The sequence below is a fragment of the Shewanella benthica KT99 genome, assembly GCF_000172075.1.
GTDB lineage: Bacteria > Pseudomonadota > Gammaproteobacteria > Enterobacterales > Shewanellaceae > Shewanella > Shewanella benthica_A.
This window is the reverse complement of the sequence record NZ_ABIC01000007.1, coordinates 1-15,211: the sequence shown is the minus strand read 5'-3', so window position 1 is coordinate 15,211 and position 15,211 is coordinate 1. Positions and strand designations below refer to the sequence as shown.

The following is a 15,211-nucleotide window of genomic DNA, read 5'->3' as shown; positions in this document are numbered from 1 at the left end:
GAGTAAAATGCCCGCCCGCTTGTTGCGCCTTTAACTGTAAATAGAGAATCATTATGTTTAAACCTGAGCTACTGTCTCCCGCTGGGACATTGAAAAATATGCGTTATGCGTTTGCCTACGGTGCAGATGCGGTCTACGCAGGCCAGCCAAGATACAGCCTTCGAGTGAGAAATAATGAATTCAAGATGGAAAACCTGGCAACTGGAATCCAGGAAGCCCATGACCTAGGCAAGAAATTCTATGTGGTAAGCAATATTGCCCCCCACAACACTAAGCTAAAGACCTATATCAGGGATATGGAGCCAGTGGTCGCCATGAAACCCGACGCTTTGATCATGTCCGACCCAGGTTTAATCATGATGGTCAGAGAAGCCTTCCCGGAGCAGGTAGTCCATCTATCGGTTCAGGCTAACGCCATCAACTGGGCCTCGGTGAAATTTTGGCAGCAACAAGGTATCAAACGAGTGATCTTATCCCGTGAACTGTCACTCGATGAAATTGAAGAGATACGTCAGCGTTGCCCGGATATCGAGCTGGAAGTGTTCGTTCACGGCGCACTCTGCATGGCGTACTCGGGACGCTGCCTGCTATCTGGCTATATCAACAAGCGCGATCCTAATCAGGGTACTTGCACCAACTCATGCCGTTGGAAGTACGATGTCCATGAGGCTAAGCAAACCGAGACAGGTGACATAGTTGCCGTCAACCCACAAGCTCTTGTGGATCAACATGGTGTCCAAATTGAAAAGCCGACCTTAGGTGAAGGGCAACCGACCGATCAGGTGGTATTATTGCAAGAGGCGGGTAGACCCGGTGAGTATATGCCGGCATTCGAAGATGAACATGGTACCTACATCATGAACTCCAAAGATCTGCGCGCCATTCAGCACGTCGATCGCCTGTCTAAAATGGGTATCGACTCGTTGAAGATCGAAGGCCGTACTAAGTCTTTCTACTACGTAGCACGTACGGCCCAGCTCTATCGTCAGGCAATTGAAGATGCGGCATCGGGTAAAGACTTCGATCGCACCTTGATGCATAACCTCGAAGGCCTTGCACACCGAGGCTATACCGAAGGCTTCCTGCGTCGCCATGTCCATGACGAGTACCAGAACTATGATTATGGTTATTCGATCAGCGACACTCAACAGTTCGTCGGCGAATTCACCGGCAAGCGTAACGATGCCGGCATGGTCGAGATTGACGTTAAGAATAAGTTCTCCGTCGGCGATAGCGTCGAGGTGATGACTCCCCAGGGAAATCTTACCTTCAAGATTGAGCAGCTGATCAACCGTAAAAATGAAAACGTTGAATCTGCACTAGGCTCGGGGCACTTCGTCTTTCTGGCGCTACCCGATGGTGTAGACATAGATAAAGCGATTCTGCTGCGTAACTTGGGCCAAGGACAAGATACCCGTAATCCCCACGCTTAAAATTAACTCGTATCGGCTATATAAGCGATAAGTTGTAAGTTGTAAGCGATAGGTTTTAGGATCTAGGTCCTAGATCCTAGATCCTAGATCCTAAGCAAAGATAAATAGGTAATACGAAAAGATGGCATTATTGATCGACGCCACAGATATATCAGGTATCGACTGCGGAAGTTGATACCTAAGACTAAACATTTATGTATGTACAACAGGTAAAATAGAAAGATGGCATTATTGATCGACGACAGCTGTATCAACTGCGACATGTGTGAGCCCGAGTGTCCTAATCAGGCAATCACTATGGGTGATGAGATCTATGAGATAGATTCAGAACTCTGCACCGAGTGCGTGGGTCATTACGACAAGCCAACCTGTATCTCGGTATGCCCCATCGACTGTATCGACCCTGATCCCGCTCACCAAGAGAGCGATGACGAACTGCTGCTGCGTTACCATCTGATCACAGGTAAGCCCATCTAACCTCTATTATTTATGCCGCACAGCTCCAATCCCGTACCCGTGCCCCGTATCTCGCCATGCTATGGCTGAATTATCGCCTCTGCTCGCTGCACCAACAAGTTCTAGCCACAGACTCAGCCAATAAGCTATCCCTCAAGCCGCACAAAATAGCTCAGTAAAAAGTTGATTTAAATACTGCATCAAAAAAATTGACTTGGAGTCGAGTCCGGCTACTAGGATTACTATAAGAGCCTTAGATGGGTGATCCCGATGAAAATATTTATCAAGCTAGTGTTTACCTCGACCTTATTTGGGCTCTTAGGCATAAACGCCGCACAAGCGATTTCAGAGTCAAATAACAGCAATCATCTCACCATACAGGTGAAAGGCATAGTCTGTTCATTTTGCGCCTTTGGGGTCGAGAAGAACCTATCTAAACTGCCTTTCTTAGACAAAACACAATTTGGCCAAAACGGGGTATTGATAGACATTAATACCCAAGAGATCACCTTAGCCTTACTTGCCGATAAATCCGTAGCCTATGCCGACATAGCCACAGCCATCACTAAGGGAGGCTACGATCCCGTCTCCTATCATGGCGTCATCGAAGGCATTATCCAAAACAGTGACGGCAAGTGGTACCTGGTCGACCAAGGTAAGGAGCAAGTCTATCACTTGTCTCAAACGGCCGAGTTAACCGCTATAAGCGGAAAATGGGTATTGCTCGACATCACTCTCACCCCGGCTCAAGCCGAGGCCAGTAATGCCGAAGAGGTCTTAGTCTCTGAGTTTCGAGTGTCCCATGTCTATGAATTGAGTGAGCCTAAAATGCAGTATCCACAAGCTAAGTTCAGACCGAGCCTCGATTTATGAACATTAGCTTTATGAATATCCACCTGCCGAGCCTGCTTTACACGGTATTGCTGACTCTGACCCTGACTTTCACTTCCCAGCCAGCACTCGCCCACCAGCCTGTGATGGATATGGCGCCTCGTTGGGAGGATGGCTGGGGCTTTCAGCTACGCCGACAAGATATTAGCTCGAATGTCTTGCTCGAGGGTAGATCAAAAATTGCCAATGAAGCCAAGCGCAGTAAAAGCATTAACAGACTCTGGCTCGAAGGCATCTATACCTTTAAGCGTGAAATCAGGCTCAGCTTCAAACTCCCCTATATAAAGCAAAGCCGCACCGTGATTAAAGATGTCGGTCCTGTAAATGAAAGCGGCACGGGCATAGGCGATCTGATCATAGGCCTGCCGCTGAAACGATATAAGAATGCAGCCGACTCGACGGGAAATATTGCCATCACCCCCAGCATCCGTCTGCCCACGGGCAGTACTGATGCTAGCTTTCCCGTGGGAGATGGCAGTATAGATCTGGGATTGAGTCTCTCGGCCAGCTTCGAGCAGACCAAGTGGTACCAGTACTACGACCTCTTCTACTGGGTAAATAACAAGGGCGACAAGGGAATAGATAAAGGCGATGAGCTCGGTCTGGACATCAACATCGGCTGGCACCCTTATCACGATAACCTAAGTAACACGGGCATATTTCTGATGCTGGATATCAGTGCCAGACTGGAACAAGCAGGCCAGGACTCGGCGGGGGCGACCGGGGGGAAACGATTATCTGCCGGCCCCGTATTCGTCTGGTATCGCAGCGGCGCCATGTTTCGCGCCGAATATAGCTTGCCCCTGTATGAAGATGTCGAAGGCATGCAAGTGTCATATGGCGATGAGTTTACCCTCGGCATAGGCTTCGTGTTCTAAAGCATGTCTTTAAACAGCATGAGTTTGACAATAAATCTAGGGGTTGTAACAGAGGTAAAAGACGTGAATTGATCGGTAATAGAATGAGACGATATCAAGATGCTTAATCGAGACAAGCTCACCACCAACGCCTCCTTACTTGGAGGCTTAGGGCTGGCCCTAATTGGCACCACCTGCTGCGCCCTGCCGATATTATTGGTGGCTCTGGGCATGGGCAGCGCTGTCGCCGCTATGGTCTCTGCCTTACCCTGGTTAGTCACGGTTTCTCAATACAAACACTTCACCTTCACCCTCACGGCTATCATACTGGCTTACAGTTTCTGGAGGCTTGCTAGGATGACGGCATGCGAAGCCGGCACACAAAACACACTGAAATGGCAACGAAGAGCGCTATGGCTCAGTACGGCTATCTTGATCCTATCTATGGTTACCGCCTATCTGCTACTTCCCTTAAGCCTTTGGCTGGATAGCTAGTTAATACTTAATTAAAAGGAAAAGTTAAGCGCTACAACAAGCGCCCTTGCCTTTCTGAGCCGGTGCCTGCTGGATCGGTGGGCAAGGCACTGAGCCGTAAGAACAATACACACAACAGTCTCCGGCCTTAGGTTTTAACAGACTATGACATCGCTCACATTCATAGAACCATTGGCAGGCATTGGTTGGCATGGTCTCCATCTTACTATGACCACACTCTGGACAGGTTAATACCGACTCCAAGATCAGCTTATCTGTCATGATTCATTCCCATTCTTAACGCTACGGGTCTCGGCCAATGCTGCTGTAGACATGATGCCAAGTGCAGAGGCCAGCAGCACAAAGGACATAACTGTGGTAGCTGTGCTATTTTTACTCATCAATACTCGTGGTTTCATTTTTTCTCCAGATTCAATCAAGATTATGCCATCAGCCAGACCAGCCAGTAGGGACTCGAGACCAACATGGCGGCGATCAGGCTCGTCAGCCAAAATACCATCCTATAGCGGCGGCGATTATCTGCTACCGAACAGAACCCGTCAGCGCTACACGGGTCTAGCGGGCGATAAATTTTCCAGCCAGCCCATAGAAACAGGCCGACGACAAGGACAATAAAGTAAGGCCTGAAGGGGTCGAATGCCGCTAAGGTGCTGATCCATGAGCCGCTGACCCCCAGCATAAGCAGCACGAAAGGACCGGCGCAACATAGGCTGGCACCGATAGCCGCCAACACTCCACCCACCATAGGCCAGGCAGGAGAGTCTGTTTTCAAGGTATTATCATCTGGTTCAATATTCATAGGCTCTAGTCATCAAATCTATCCATAAAAGAAGTATTATTATGGTTAGAGTGTAAAGCCTGTACCTAGATACGGAGTCAATAGACGAGCACTCAAACTCGTTTTAAGAGGGGTTATTGCCATAGCGAGTTTTAAGAACTGCTATGCTCGGGAACCAAGGAGCTGATGATGGGACAGCAGGATTCATCGGAATTATGGCGGCACTCATCGACCAAATTAGCCAAACTGTGCTCCAGTCGTTGCAGATCGTCTATCTTAGTCCGCACCGCCAATAGCTTCTTCTCGGCCAGTAGCTGAATATCGCTGCAGTGTCCCGCACTGAGGGAGATCAAGGAAGCGATCTCATTGAGCGTGAAACCCAGTCTCTGGGCACGACGGATAAACATCAACCTGAGCAGGGCATCTTTAGGGTAACGTCGATAACCCTGAACGGGTTTAGCTGGCTGCTTGATTAAGCCTTGCCTTTCATAATAGCGCACCGTTTCAACATTGACCTCGGCGGCCTTAGCGAGTTGTCCGATAGTAAACATGTGGCCTCGAGATGGTCTGGGGCAGGTACTAGTCATGATACCCAGATCTGCATCAGGTTCCAACACCGACGGGTATACTAGGGATTCATCTCATATTGATCTTTCAGCCGGTAGGCATAATTGTCCCACACCCGAGTATGACGCGCACTATCGACCACAGGACGCCTTATCATGCGCTTACAGATGAGTTGCTGGATCAGGCTCGAACTGGCTTTCTGGCTCAGCTGCAGGGCAAACTTGGAAAAATCGCGGATCATGAAATCAAATATCTGCTCGATGAGATCATCTTCACTCCTCTCCAGTCGAGCTTGTTCCAAGATAAGCTGCCCATAGACGACTAGGGTAAATAATTCTCCCAAGATCAGCAGAAAATCGAAGTCTTTAGCCTGCGCCACACTCGGCTTGCCCACCAACAAGAGCATTTTCAACAGTCTGATCTGCTTCTTAAAAATATTAACATTAGCTAGACTGACCCTATTATAGACTCTGCGATAATCATGGAACCGAGTCTTGCCAAGCCCCCTGGTCGCCCCCTGATTAAACAGGAAATCATCGTTGATCGGCTCATCCATGGTGGGGATATCGGGGTAGACGGCAGGCTTGAAGAAATAATTAGCCATAAACTTCAATATAAGCGCCATATTGACATGAACCGTGCCCTCAAGCTTGGGCAAGGCGCGAATGTCTCTAACCGCCATCTCGAAGTACATGTTTTTCTCGAACCCCTTGGCGGCCATCACATCCCAGAGTCGATCGATCACCTCTTCTCCCTGGGTGGTGACTTTCATCTTGACCATAGGGGTAAACAGCAGGTAACGGCGGTCATCCCTATTGGCGCAGCGCATGTAATCGACACCTCGTCGGGCAAATAGTTTCATGGCGCTGAGGCGCGCATAGGCCTCGATAAACAAATGCTTGATATAGACAAAATCGGTGACGTAGTGATCGAACAGGCGCCGATGAGACGCGTGGTTGATCGCCTCATGGTATGCATGTGAGCAGATGCCAATCGAGGCCTAGCCCAAATTGAATTTCCCCAGGTTAACGGTATTGAGCGCCATATCCCAGGCATCGCGTCCCGTGGCTAAGATGTCCTCTTGACTAATAGGGTAGTTATCGAGGCGATATTCGGCGACATAATTTTGGGAGTTAACCACATTTTGCACTAACTGATAATTTTTATGCTGCGAGTCCACCACGAAGAAGACATATTCATCGGTGTCGGTGAGTTTACCGAAGGTCGACACCATCGCCGCCTTATTACCATTACCTATATAATATTTATTGCCACAGGCCAGATAGGAACCATCCTCCTGGCGAGTCAGGCACATGTCGGTCGAATAGATATCCGCCCCATGTTCCTTCTCGGATAAGCCGAAGGCGAAGATCCCTCCCCCCTCCTTTAACAGCTTGGCCGCACGATTCTTCACCACTTCGTTGTCGCTGATCCAGATGGGTCCCAGCCCCAGAATCGAGACCTGCCAGGTGTACCAATGAGCCAGCCCATAGAAACCCAGGACCTCGTTGAGCGCACAGATCCGCAAGGTGTCCCAACGACAGTTTTCATCGCCATAGGCAGCTGGGGTCAGGAAGGTGGCAAACAGCTGCTCTTTTTTCTCGAATTCGAGAAAATCGGCATACCAGGTTCCTTGATGATCGTCGGCTTTAAGCTTCGCCTTGCCTCGCGGCTCAAAAAATTTAATCGTCTTGATAAGCAAGACTCGTGAGCGGTCATCGAGATGAGAATATTTCTCAGTCTTGGGGTTGAGGATGACACAGGATCTCAGGGGATCGGCGGCAGATGAGGTTGGAGTGCACTCTGGCCGACTGTTATCGACAGTCGCCTCGGCTAGGGGTGTTCGATTGCACAGTGTGTTTCATCTGACGTACTCCTAGGTACTGATCATAAACCTCTAACCACAGTCATCATCAAATAGCAGACATGAGGCAAGAGAAAAAATGGTCCTGACAGGGACCAAACTTATCCCACAACGCGCCTCTGGCGACCAGAGATGATGAGGTGTCGCATACAGTAACAAACCTCTCGGGCAGCTTTCCTTGTAATACCCTATCGGGTATTTCGGCCTGGTCGACTACACAGCCTGAGGCTCTGCCTTAATCTGCAGCTGGCAGATAATCAGTGCCAGCTTCTCTATGCTGCGCCTAATAGGCGATGGCAAGGTATCAAACTCGACGCTGAGCAACAGATTCTTCACCTCTAATCCCAGCTCGGTGTCACCTTCGATGGACAGCTTACGCTGGAAAAAAAGCGTGTCGGGATCTTCTTTTCCCGCCGCGATCAGGAGCAGCTCTTTCGAATGTCCCGAGAACACCACTTGAGCATCGGTTCTTGGGCGTACCAACCAACGAGAGTCATAGCTGACTTCAAACTCCAGTCCCATGTCCTCGACATTAATTGCCACCCAACGTCCACACAGAAAATCCAACTCTTCATCTTCCCCCTGCTGCTTGAGCATTAATCCTAACAGGCGGACTAACACATCGGCTTTTAACTTGAATGGCACCATCGCCAATGGTTGTCGCATAAGCTTAGGCACAAGAATAAGGAGTTGCTTGGCGATATTGCCTGAAAGTGGTATCTGCATATGGATCTGATTTCCGATAGCCTAAATAACTCTCTGTCTACAGCAGGAGAGTCAAAAAGAAAATGATTTTACCCATATTTTATGATCACAAACCTGTTTTACATCAAGTATTCGATAGCCAATCCCTTTTACACTCACTTTTCGATTTTTGAGAGCACCTTGGAGTAAGAATATGGAACTGCTGTGTCCGGCAGGTAATTTGGCATCACTGAAAACTGCGCTCAATGCAGGCGCCGATGCCGTCTATCTAGGCTTAAAGAATGACACCAATGCCAGATCATTCGCGGGTCTCAACTTTACCCCGAAAAAACTGCAGCAAGCAGCCGAATACACTAAGAAGCGTGGAAAGAAGATCTTCCTGACCATCAACACCTTTCCCAAACCCGGAGAGGAGAAACGTTGGTACGAAGCGGTCGATATTGCCGCTAATACCGGCATCGATGCCTTGATCATGGCCGACCTTTCATTGCTGGACTATGCCCACAGCCACTACCCTCACCTGCCACTGCATCTGTCGGTGCAGGCCAGTGCCACCAACTTAGGTGCATTGAAACTCTACAAGGAAGAGTTCAACATAGAGCGCGCCGTATTGCCCCGGGTATTATCGATGAAACAAGTGAGAGCTCTCTCTAAGGTCACTCCAGTTGATCTGGAAGTGTTTGCCTTTGGTAGCCTGTGTATCATGGCCGAAGGCCGCTGTCATCTCTCCTCTTATGTGACGGGCCAGTCGCCCAATACCGGTGGCTCCTGCTCACCGGCTAAGCACGTTCGCTGGCAAGAGAAAGATGGCGCCAGATTGACACGCCTCAACGGGGTCCTTATCGATAAATCCTCCATAGACGAACAGATGGGTTACCCTGTGGTCTGCAAGGGCCGATACACCACACAAGACAACAGCGAGCCGACATACCTGCTCGAGTCACCCACAAGTTTAAACACATTAAGCCTGATCCCTGAACTCGCCAAAGCAAAAGTGGTGTCTTTAAAAATTGAGGGCCGACAACGCAGCCCAGCTTATGTTGAGCAAGTCACCTCGGTGTGGCGACACGCCATCGATACCTATCTCGATAACCCGGACCAGTATCAAACCCAAGATGAATGGAACAGAGCGCTATCTAAGGTCTCAGAGGGGCAAACTACCACACTAGGCGCCTATGAGCGGTCTTGGCAGTAACCTTAGCCAAGACCGCTACTATTACCTTTGAATTGACCTTATGCGCTAAGCATTTAAGTAAGTATTCATTCAAGCAAACACCCATGTAAACTGCCAAATACTCTGGCCAGACCATGAGCACAAGTGGCAATAAGACCTGAATGTCAGGCTGCCCGGCAGATGTCATTCCACATAGGAAAACAGATGAAAATATCACTCGGGCCATTATTATATTGCTGGCCGAAAGAGAAGGTTATCGAGTTTTATCGAGCCGTTGCCGATAGCCAGATCCCACTCGTGTATCTGGGGGAGACCATATGTAGTCGCCGCCGTGAGCTTAAGTTTACTGATTATATGGACTTAGCTCATATGCTCAAGGCCTCGGGTAAAGAGGTAGTAATCTCGACTCTGGCACTGCTGGAAGCGCCATCCGAATATACCGAGCTGAAGAAACAGGTCGACAATGGTGAATTTACCATCGAAGCCAATGATATGGGCGCGGTTCAGGCGGCCAAAGAACTGGGTCTGCCCTTTATCTGCGGCCCCACGGTCAACAACTACAACTTAGCCAGCTTGAAGAAGCTACACAGCTGGGGCATGCAGCGCTTCGTCATGCCGGTGGAGCTGTCTAAACATTGGCTCGACAAGGTCATATCAATCGAAACGCCCGCGTTCGAAATCGAGGTGTTTGGTCATGGCTTTATGCCCCTAGCTCTTTCGGCGCGCTGCTTCACCGCCAGACACAAGGGGCTGGCCAAAGACAATTGCCAAACCATCTGTATCTCAAATCCTAAGGGACTGCTAGCTCAGACTCAAGAGTCTGAGCCCCTGCTGCGCCTCAACGGCATACAGACTCAGTCAGCGGCCTGTATCGACCTCTCGTCAGAAAAAGACGATATGGAAAATATAGGTGTAGATTATTTCAGGGTTTCCCCCTCGAGCATGAGCAGTGTCGAGCTTGCGGATAAATTATTTGATGGCGAGCAAGCGCCCCAGGTAAAACAAGAAAAAAGTGGCTCTGAGCTCAGTTGCAACGGCTACTGGCATCAGCAAGCGGGCTTCAGCACCGTTTAAAGCAGGCACACAAGAAACCACACGTCATTCCGGCATACTTATAGCCGGAATCCAATTTTTAACGGTAAGGCACAAACCAGATGAGAAAGCGATAAGACGATTAAGCTGTAGCGCGGAAGGTGACAAACTTTAATCACCCTCTCGACCTTAAGCTAGTCACTAAACCTAAGGTCCAGAGCATAAATAGCCCTATGCAGATCCACTCCAACGTCGCGGGCCACCAGATATCGGGTCTGGGTAAGCTCATCACCATCTCCTGATAGAAGGGTCTACCGACGATCATTGTTAACCCAAAAGATTGATGGGGGAACAAGAGAAAACTTAAGAAACTGATGAAGGTCAAAATACCTGTGAGTGCATTCCAGCGAGAATAGAAGAGCCTGCCTTTCATCAAAATGTAGATAAGATAGATGAATGAACTCACGGCCCCGGAATAGAAAAAGTACTTCAATGCCGCGGTGTGCAGATGGTACACATTAACCGGAAATAACCCAGCTGCCGCCAATGAGATAAATGTACAAACGAGTGCGATTAATAATGGATAGAGGGCTCTATTATCCATCAGCTGAATAGAGAAAAGACAAAACATAATCAGACTTAAACTACCAAAAAAAAGCCCGCCATTGATCACCACGGCAAATTTAGAATGACCATAGTGCCCCAGCTCACTGAGCGTGTGGTTAAGAAAATTAAAGCCCTGACCCTCGAAGTCTTGAAATCCAAGCACAGATAAAACAGTGCCAATAATTAAACCAACACACCCAAGTACACCAAACTTAAACGCTAAGCTGGATAGCTTTCTGCTCTTTTCTATCATTTTTCCTTAATTCACTCATCACACACTCCCTTAACATACATGGAAGCAGCATTGATTAAAGAGGTCCAGCACTGATTTTTAACATTTCTAAATAATGAAATTGCACTTTAGGTACATCTAAACCATTATCACTTTGATTATCATAGTGTAAATACACAGGCTCCATCAGCCGAGAGATATGCCAGCAGACGCATTTAAAGGACTCTGAATTAAGCCCTAGTAGGGTCAATCTTGGCAAGGCGTCGCGGCTATTACTGGGTCGATGCCGATAAAGTCAAGAGCATGAGAGATACTTTCAGCTAACTTTGTTTTATCACTTCGAACAATAGCGATGTGACTCTATGAACACGTCGCTTGCCTTGGAAAAAACACCTCGAAAACACATAAGAGCAACACAAATAAAACATGTGCAACCACTAACCTTAACTGTAATGAAACCAAAAACACACATAATGTATTCTTGCTTGTTTCGCGAGAATATAAATACTCAAAAATGCGTAATAACTATGCTTTACCTGTGATTAATCCCATCCAGCCTGAGAATCGTTTTACATAGAGGATTTAAGGGGGTAATCTTGCCTCCCTCGATTTGAATGGATATTCAAACTTAATTTCAAATTGGATAAAATGTTAACTTATTGCAATTGTGCCGAAACGGTAATTTAGGGTGAAAAAAAGTGGCTGCGAAACAAACCCATAACATAAAAACGATATTGACGTTTATTATTCCGTCATTGATAGGTCTACTGCTGTTTATGACGCCTATCAGTTATAACGACGCTATCACGATCCCAATCGCTATCGTATCCAAGGGGCTACAGAGCCTACTTGGTGACACTATCACAGCGATAGTCACCGCGATTATCGCGATAACAACCACCGCGAGTGTGATCACTAAATTGTTTAAGCCTGCTATGATCATCAATCATGCATTCTTCAACTCACTGCTCAATGTCACGCCGGCCTGGCTGGTTATTCGTATACTGGGTGCCATCTTCGTAGTGATGACCTTCTTCGGTGTTGGTCCTGAAGCGATCACATCTGGCGATACCGGTGCACTGATTTTAAATGACCTATTACCATCACTATTTAGTGTGTTCATCTTCGCAGGCATGTTACTGCCATTACTGATGAATTTTGGTTTACTCGAATTTATCGGCACGCTATTAACTAAAATAATGCGTCCGATATTTAACTTGCCAGGACGTAGCGCCGTCGACTGTATGGCATCTTGGTTAGGTGATGGCAGTGTCGCCATTTTGATGACCAGTAAGCAATATGAGAAGCGTCTATATACTCAGAGAGAAGCGGCTGTTATCGGCACCACTTTCTCTGCGGTATCTATTACCTTCTCTCTGGTGGTTATCTCTCAGGTCAAACTCGAACATATGTTTGTGCCTTTCTACTTAACCGTTTGTTTAGCGGGCATCGTGGCCGCGATTATCGTGCCAAAACTCCCTCCCTTGCGTTGGAAGAAAGATGACTATATAGACAACACCCCAAGGCACCCGGATGATGAAGTGATCCCACAGGGACACGGAGTATTTTCCTGGGGCCTGGAACAGGCTCTCGCCAAAGCAGGACAAGCCAACGGTATCAAGCAGACATTTAAAGATGGCATAAAGAATGTCATCGACATGGTGTTTGGTGTTATTCCTGTTGTCATGGGAATCGGCACTATTGCTTTGATTATCGCTGAATATACACCAGTATTTCAGTATTTAGGTATGCCTTTTATCCCACTTTTAGAGCTTTTACAGGTACCTGAAGCGGCCGAAGCATCCAAAACCATAGTGGTCGGTTTTGCCGATATGTTTATCCCTTCGATTCTGGCTAGCTCAATCGAGTCGGATATGACACGTTTCATCATTGCCTCATTGTCTGTGACTCAGCTTATCTACATGAGTGAAGTTGGGGCGCTATTGATGGGAAGCAAGATCCCAATTAATTTTTTCGAGCTTTTCGTGATCTTTATCCTGCGTACTCTGGTCACTCTACCTATCATTGCTGGTGCGGCGCATCTGATTTTCTAGGTTAATCACCCCCTAAAAAAAGAGTGGCTCTGCCACTCTTTTTTTGTCTGTTTTTTATTGCCCCTCTGGTACGCACTTTTATTGTTAGCTTCTATACCCATAGAAGATTAACTTCCCTCCACCTTATGTAACTGTTATAAATATGTAAACACTCACATTTCTGTTTTGTGAAGGGAGGCTTATATGGACTTAAAGCTGGATATAAGAATATCGAAGATCATGACCACTCGCATCGTCACCATAGAGATGGACGATAGGCTCACAGTGGCCAAGGAGATATTTGATAATGCGCCCTTCCATCACCTATTGGTTATCGAACACGATAAACTGCAGGGAATACTGTCTGAGCGCGACTATCTAAGAACGTTGAGCCCTAATATAGGCAATATCAACGAAACTGAACGCGACAGTGAAACCCTGCAAAGAAGAGCACATCAGGTGATGACTAGAAACCCAATCACCATATCGCCAAATCAAACCATCAGGCAGGCCAGTGAGCTGCTGCTCAAGCATGATATAGGCTCATTACCCGTTTTAGATAAAGGTAAGCTAACAGGCATCATCACCTGGAAAGATCTGTTAACAGCTTTTGTAGCTAAAAGATAAACTTGTACTCAAGCTCCTAAACCTAGTACTTAAACACAGTACTTAAACACAGTGAAAATGATCGATTGAATTCACTTCAAAGCGGGTAACTGTTCGCTCGGTAAGAACAGTGAAATACTTCTATCTGTGCGGGGTTCTTTATGAATAAGCCCCTTTTTTGCTAGAGTATTTATCATTTGATTGACGCTGGGCCTAGGGATTATGGTGTTGGTGGTGGACTAATTCAGGCTGAAAATCTATTCCCTGATTAGCCTGAAATAGTACTTCAGCTGTTGCCGACTTCACTTTATCTGTATCACTGCGCTTATATTGTTTATCTTCATCTGTGAATGACACAACATAGGTACTAAGCTCCATGTCGGTTTCACTGTCTAGGCGCATTGATGAGGAAATGGTTATTCCCTTTTTAAGTCAATGCAACACCGAAGTGGAAACACTGAGAGCCTCACGCAGTGCGGCTGATGTTTAAAGCAAAGGGCAAAGCCCTTTATGCTAGGTTGAATGTTCTCGATATACGACTGCATGGTCTATTTTGTTCCATACAAAATATGACATTTCCCTGACCCATAGGGATATGGGAAATGTCTTGAAAGCGTATGGAACGCTTAAGACCATGGAGGTCAGATGCAGGAGGTACGAGCCCATGGACGGGTGAAGGTAGAATAATGCAGGAGCAATTATCGAGAGCAACGCAGGAGCTGTTACCGAGGAGCAATATATAGACCTTGCCTACAGTGCTTTAAACTCCCGCTGAATGATCCGATACTTACTCGAGGGTATAACCTAAAGGTCGACATTATTGAAGGCGAGTATTCTTTCAAATCCGGTGTATCCGGTGCGAAGACTTGACTCAACAGGGTAAAAAACCTACGGCAATTGTTGCCTGTAACGATGAAATAGCCGCTGGATCTCTATTTGCCGCACGCCTAGAAGGATTGGATATCTCTATCGTTGGTTTCGAAGATAGTCCCTTCTCTAGACAGACCTGGCCAAAACTGACGACAGTACATCAACCAAATCAGAAAATAGCCCAGATGGCTACTGAACTCTTAATTGCAAAAAGACGCTCACAGAAATCCGCACAAGCGAAGATATTCATACCAGAACCCGTGATCAGAGACTCATCATCAAAAGTGACTTAAATTTACAGATTACATATTTAAGTAGAAAAAGTATTAATTCCAATTGGAATAAGATCAAAAACGGCGTTGAAGTTCCTCAACGCCGTTTTTATAAATATCTACCAATGCTTATAAAGAGCCTATACCGCCTCTTCATTCTCTTCACCGGTACGGATCCTAATCACGCGCTCTATCTCGGTGACAAAAATCTTACCATCACCAATCTTACCCGTACGCGCCGTGTCTACTATGACTTCAATGGCTCGGTCTAGCAGCTCATCTTGGATCACTAGCTCTATTTTAACCTTAGGTAAAAAATCCACCATGTACTCGGCACCGC

The 15,211-nt window shown here is 47.1% G+C and carries 19 protein-coding genes and 1 pseudogene; 10 read left to right on the top strand and 10 right to left on the bottom strand.

Features of this window, described 5'->3' with window-relative positions; translation table 11 throughout:
• The first annotated feature begins 53 nt into the window (after nt 1–53).
• The 5 genes from trhP (at nt 54) to KT99_RS04415 (ending at nt 4,132) form a co-directional block, all read left to right on the top strand.
• A complete protein-coding gene (gene trhP / locus KT99_RS04435) occupies nt 54–1,433 on the top strand; it encodes a prephenate-dependent tRNA uridine(34) hydroxylase TrhP (protein ID WP_005497449.1) in 1,380 nt (459 codons plus the stop codon).
• A gap of 222 nt (nt 1,434–1,655) precedes the next feature.
• A complete protein-coding gene (locus KT99_RS04430; protein ID WP_005497447.1) occupies nt 1,656–1,910 on the top strand; it encodes a YfhL family 4Fe-4S dicluster ferredoxin in 255 nt (84 codons plus the stop codon).
• A 249-nt stretch (nt 1,911–2,159) separates the two neighbouring features.
• Nucleotides 2,160–2,762 (top strand): heavy-metal-associated domain-containing protein, encoded by a 603-nt coding sequence (locus tag KT99_RS04425; RefSeq protein WP_005497445.1) that lies wholly within the window; start codon nt 2,160–2,162, stop codon nt 2,760–2,762.
• A complete protein-coding gene (locus KT99_RS04420) occupies nt 2,759–3,658 on the top strand; it encodes a transporter (RefSeq protein ID WP_005497443.1) in 900 nt (299 codons plus the stop codon). Before KT99_RS04425 ends, KT99_RS04420 begins: the two co-directional genes overlap by 4 nt.
• 99 nt (nt 3,659–3,757) lie before the next feature.
• Nucleotides 3,758–4,132, top strand: a complete 375-nt coding sequence (locus KT99_RS04415; protein WP_005497441.1) for a membrane protein — start codon at nt 3,758–3,760, stop codon at nt 4,130–4,132.
• Nucleotides 4,133–4,156: 24 nt separating this feature from the next.
• Here the strand turns inward: KT99_RS04415 and KT99_RS04410 are convergent, their stop codons facing one another.
• The 7 genes from KT99_RS04410 to ubiT form a co-directional block, all read right to left on the bottom strand.
• Nucleotides 4,157–4,393 carry a GDCCVxC domain-containing (seleno)protein gene (locus KT99_RS04410; protein WP_040571603.1) on the bottom strand — a complete coding sequence of 79 codons (237 nt, stop codon included), beginning with the start codon at nt 4,391–4,393 and terminating at the stop codon, nt 4,157–4,159.
• Nucleotides 4,390–4,530, bottom strand: a complete 141-nt coding sequence (locus tag KT99_RS21925; RefSeq protein ID WP_157752180.1) for a hypothetical protein — start codon at nt 4,528–4,530, stop codon at nt 4,390–4,392. Before KT99_RS21925 ends, KT99_RS04410 begins: the two co-directional genes overlap by 4 nt.
• A gap of 23 nt (nt 4,531–4,553) precedes the next feature.
• Nucleotides 4,554–4,931 (bottom strand): mercuric transporter MerT family protein, encoded by a 378-nt coding sequence (locus KT99_RS04405; protein WP_005497440.1) that lies wholly within the window; start codon nt 4,929–4,931, stop codon nt 4,554–4,556.
• Between the two features lie 131 nt (nt 4,932–5,062).
• Nucleotides 5,063–5,461 carry an Hg(II)-responsive transcriptional regulator gene (merR, locus tag KT99_RS04400; protein WP_040571615.1) on the bottom strand — a complete coding sequence of 133 codons (399 nt, stop codon included), beginning with the start codon at nt 5,459–5,461 and terminating at the stop codon, nt 5,063–5,065.
• Between the two features lie 77 nt (nt 5,462–5,538).
• A complete protein-coding gene (locus tag KT99_RS22620) occupies nt 5,539–6,465 on the bottom strand; it encodes an acyl-CoA dehydrogenase family protein (RefSeq protein WP_269764038.1) in 927 nt (308 codons plus the stop codon).
• Between the two features lie 12 nt (nt 6,466–6,477).
• A complete protein-coding gene (locus KT99_RS22615) occupies nt 6,478–7,179 on the bottom strand; it encodes an acyl-CoA dehydrogenase family protein (RefSeq protein WP_005497434.1) in 702 nt (233 codons plus the stop codon).
• A gap of 375 nt (nt 7,180–7,554) precedes the next feature.
• Complete coding sequence (ubiT, locus tag KT99_RS04390) at nt 7,555–8,067, bottom strand: ubiquinone anaerobic biosynthesis accessory factor UbiT (protein ID WP_005497432.1); 513 nt, start codon at nt 8,065–8,067, stop codon at nt 7,555–7,557.
• A 172-nt stretch (nt 8,068–8,239) separates the two neighbouring features.
• Here ubiT and ubiU point away from each other — a divergent pair, with 172 nt between their 5' ends.
• Nucleotides 8,240–9,241: a ubiquinone anaerobic biosynthesis protein UbiU gene (ubiU, locus tag KT99_RS04385; RefSeq protein WP_005497429.1), complete on the top strand. Its 1,002-nt coding sequence runs from the start codon at nt 8,240–8,242 to the stop codon at nt 9,239–9,241.
• Nucleotides 9,242–9,424: 183 nt separating this feature from the next.
• Nucleotides 9,425–10,294: a U32 family peptidase gene (locus KT99_RS04380; RefSeq protein ID WP_005497428.1), complete on the top strand. Its 870-nt coding sequence runs from the start codon at nt 9,425–9,427 to the stop codon at nt 10,292–10,294.
• A 133-nt stretch (nt 10,295–10,427) separates the two neighbouring features.
• Here the strand turns inward: KT99_RS04380 and KT99_RS04375 are convergent, their stop codons facing one another.
• A complete protein-coding gene (locus KT99_RS04375; RefSeq protein WP_005497425.1) occupies nt 10,428–11,111 on the bottom strand; it encodes a DUF998 domain-containing protein in 684 nt (227 codons plus the stop codon).
• Between the two features lie 677 nt (nt 11,112–11,788).
• On the opposite strand from KT99_RS04375, the gene KT99_RS04370 reads away from it, so the two are divergent.
• Both KT99_RS04370 and KT99_RS04365 read left to right on the top strand, forming a co-directional pair.
• Entirely contained in the window at nt 11,789–13,144 is a 1,356-nt protein-coding gene (locus KT99_RS04370) for a YjiH family protein (RefSeq protein WP_005497421.1), read from the top strand.
• A 183-nt stretch (nt 13,145–13,327) separates the two neighbouring features.
• Nucleotides 13,328–13,750 carry a CBS domain-containing protein gene (locus tag KT99_RS04365; RefSeq protein WP_005497419.1) on the top strand — a complete coding sequence of 141 codons (423 nt, stop codon included), beginning with the start codon at nt 13,328–13,330 and terminating at the stop codon, nt 13,748–13,750.
• Between the two features lie 192 nt (nt 13,751–13,942).
• Here KT99_RS04365 and KT99_RS04360 read toward each other — a convergent pair whose 3' ends face one another.
• Nucleotides 13,943–14,107: a hypothetical protein gene (locus KT99_RS04360; RefSeq protein ID WP_198401992.1), complete on the bottom strand. Its 165-nt coding sequence runs from the start codon at nt 14,105–14,107 to the stop codon at nt 13,943–13,945.
• 438 nt (nt 14,108–14,545) lie between these two features.
• Here KT99_RS04360 and KT99_RS04355 point away from each other — a divergent pair.
• Nucleotides 14,546–14,892 (top strand): annotated as a pseudogene (locus KT99_RS04355) (substrate-binding domain-containing protein); the annotation flags it as partial.
• Nucleotides 14,893–15,011: 119 nt separating this feature from the next.
• On the opposite strand, the gene KT99_RS04350 reads toward KT99_RS04355, so the two are convergent.
• Nucleotides 15,012–15,211 (bottom strand): P-II family nitrogen regulator (locus KT99_RS04350; protein WP_005497413.1); only part of this gene is annotated, 200 nt, incomplete at its 5' end.

Excerpts from the sequence above, each read along its gene's own strand:
- KT99_RS04430 (WP_005497447.1), top strand. The coding sequence starts at position 1,656 with ATGGCATTATTGATCGACGACAGCTGTATCAACTGCGACATGTGTGAG.
- KT99_RS04375 (WP_005497425.1), bottom strand. The coding sequence starts at position 11,111 with ATGATAGAAAAGAGCAGAAAGCTATCCAGCTTAGCGTTTAAGTTTGGT.
- KT99_RS04415 (WP_005497441.1), top strand. The coding sequence starts at position 3,758 with ATGCTTAATCGAGACAAGCTCACCACCAACGCCTCCTTACTTGGAGGC.
- KT99_RS21925 (WP_157752180.1), bottom strand. The coding sequence starts at position 4,530 with ATGAAACCACGAGTATTGATGAGTAAAAATAGCACAGCTACCACAGTT.
- trhP (WP_005497449.1), top strand. The coding sequence starts at position 54 with ATGTTTAAACCTGAGCTACTGTCTCCCGCTGGGACATTGAAAAATATG.
- KT99_RS04360 (WP_198401992.1), bottom strand. The coding sequence starts at position 14,107 with ATGGAGCTTAGTACCTATGTTGTGTCATTCACAGATGAAGATAAACAA.
- KT99_RS04380 (WP_005497428.1), top strand. The coding sequence starts at position 9,425 with ATGAAAATATCACTCGGGCCATTATTATATTGCTGGCCGAAAGAGAAG.
- ubiU (WP_005497429.1), top strand. The coding sequence starts at position 8,240 with ATGGAACTGCTGTGTCCGGCAGGTAATTTGGCATCACTGAAAACTGCG.
- KT99_RS04365 (WP_005497419.1), top strand. The coding sequence starts at position 13,328 with ATGGACTTAAAGCTGGATATAAGAATATCGAAGATCATGACCACTCGC.
- KT99_RS04425 (WP_005497445.1), top strand. The coding sequence starts at position 2,160 with ATGAAAATATTTATCAAGCTAGTGTTTACCTCGACCTTATTTGGGCTC.
- merR (WP_040571615.1), bottom strand. The coding sequence starts at position 5,461 with ATGTTTACTATCGGACAACTCGCTAAGGCCGCCGAGGTCAATGTTGAA.
- KT99_RS04420 (WP_005497443.1), top strand. The coding sequence starts at position 2,759 with ATGAACATTAGCTTTATGAATATCCACCTGCCGAGCCTGCTTTACACG.
- KT99_RS04405 (WP_005497440.1), bottom strand. The coding sequence starts at position 4,931 with ATGAATATTGAACCAGATGATAATACCTTGAAAACAGACTCTCCTGCC.
- ubiT (WP_005497432.1), bottom strand. The coding sequence starts at position 8,067 with ATGCAGATACCACTTTCAGGCAATATCGCCAAGCAACTCCTTATTCTT.
- KT99_RS04410 (WP_040571603.1), bottom strand. The coding sequence starts at position 4,393 with ATGACAGATAAGCTGATCTTGGAGTCGGTATTAACCTGTCCAGAGTGT.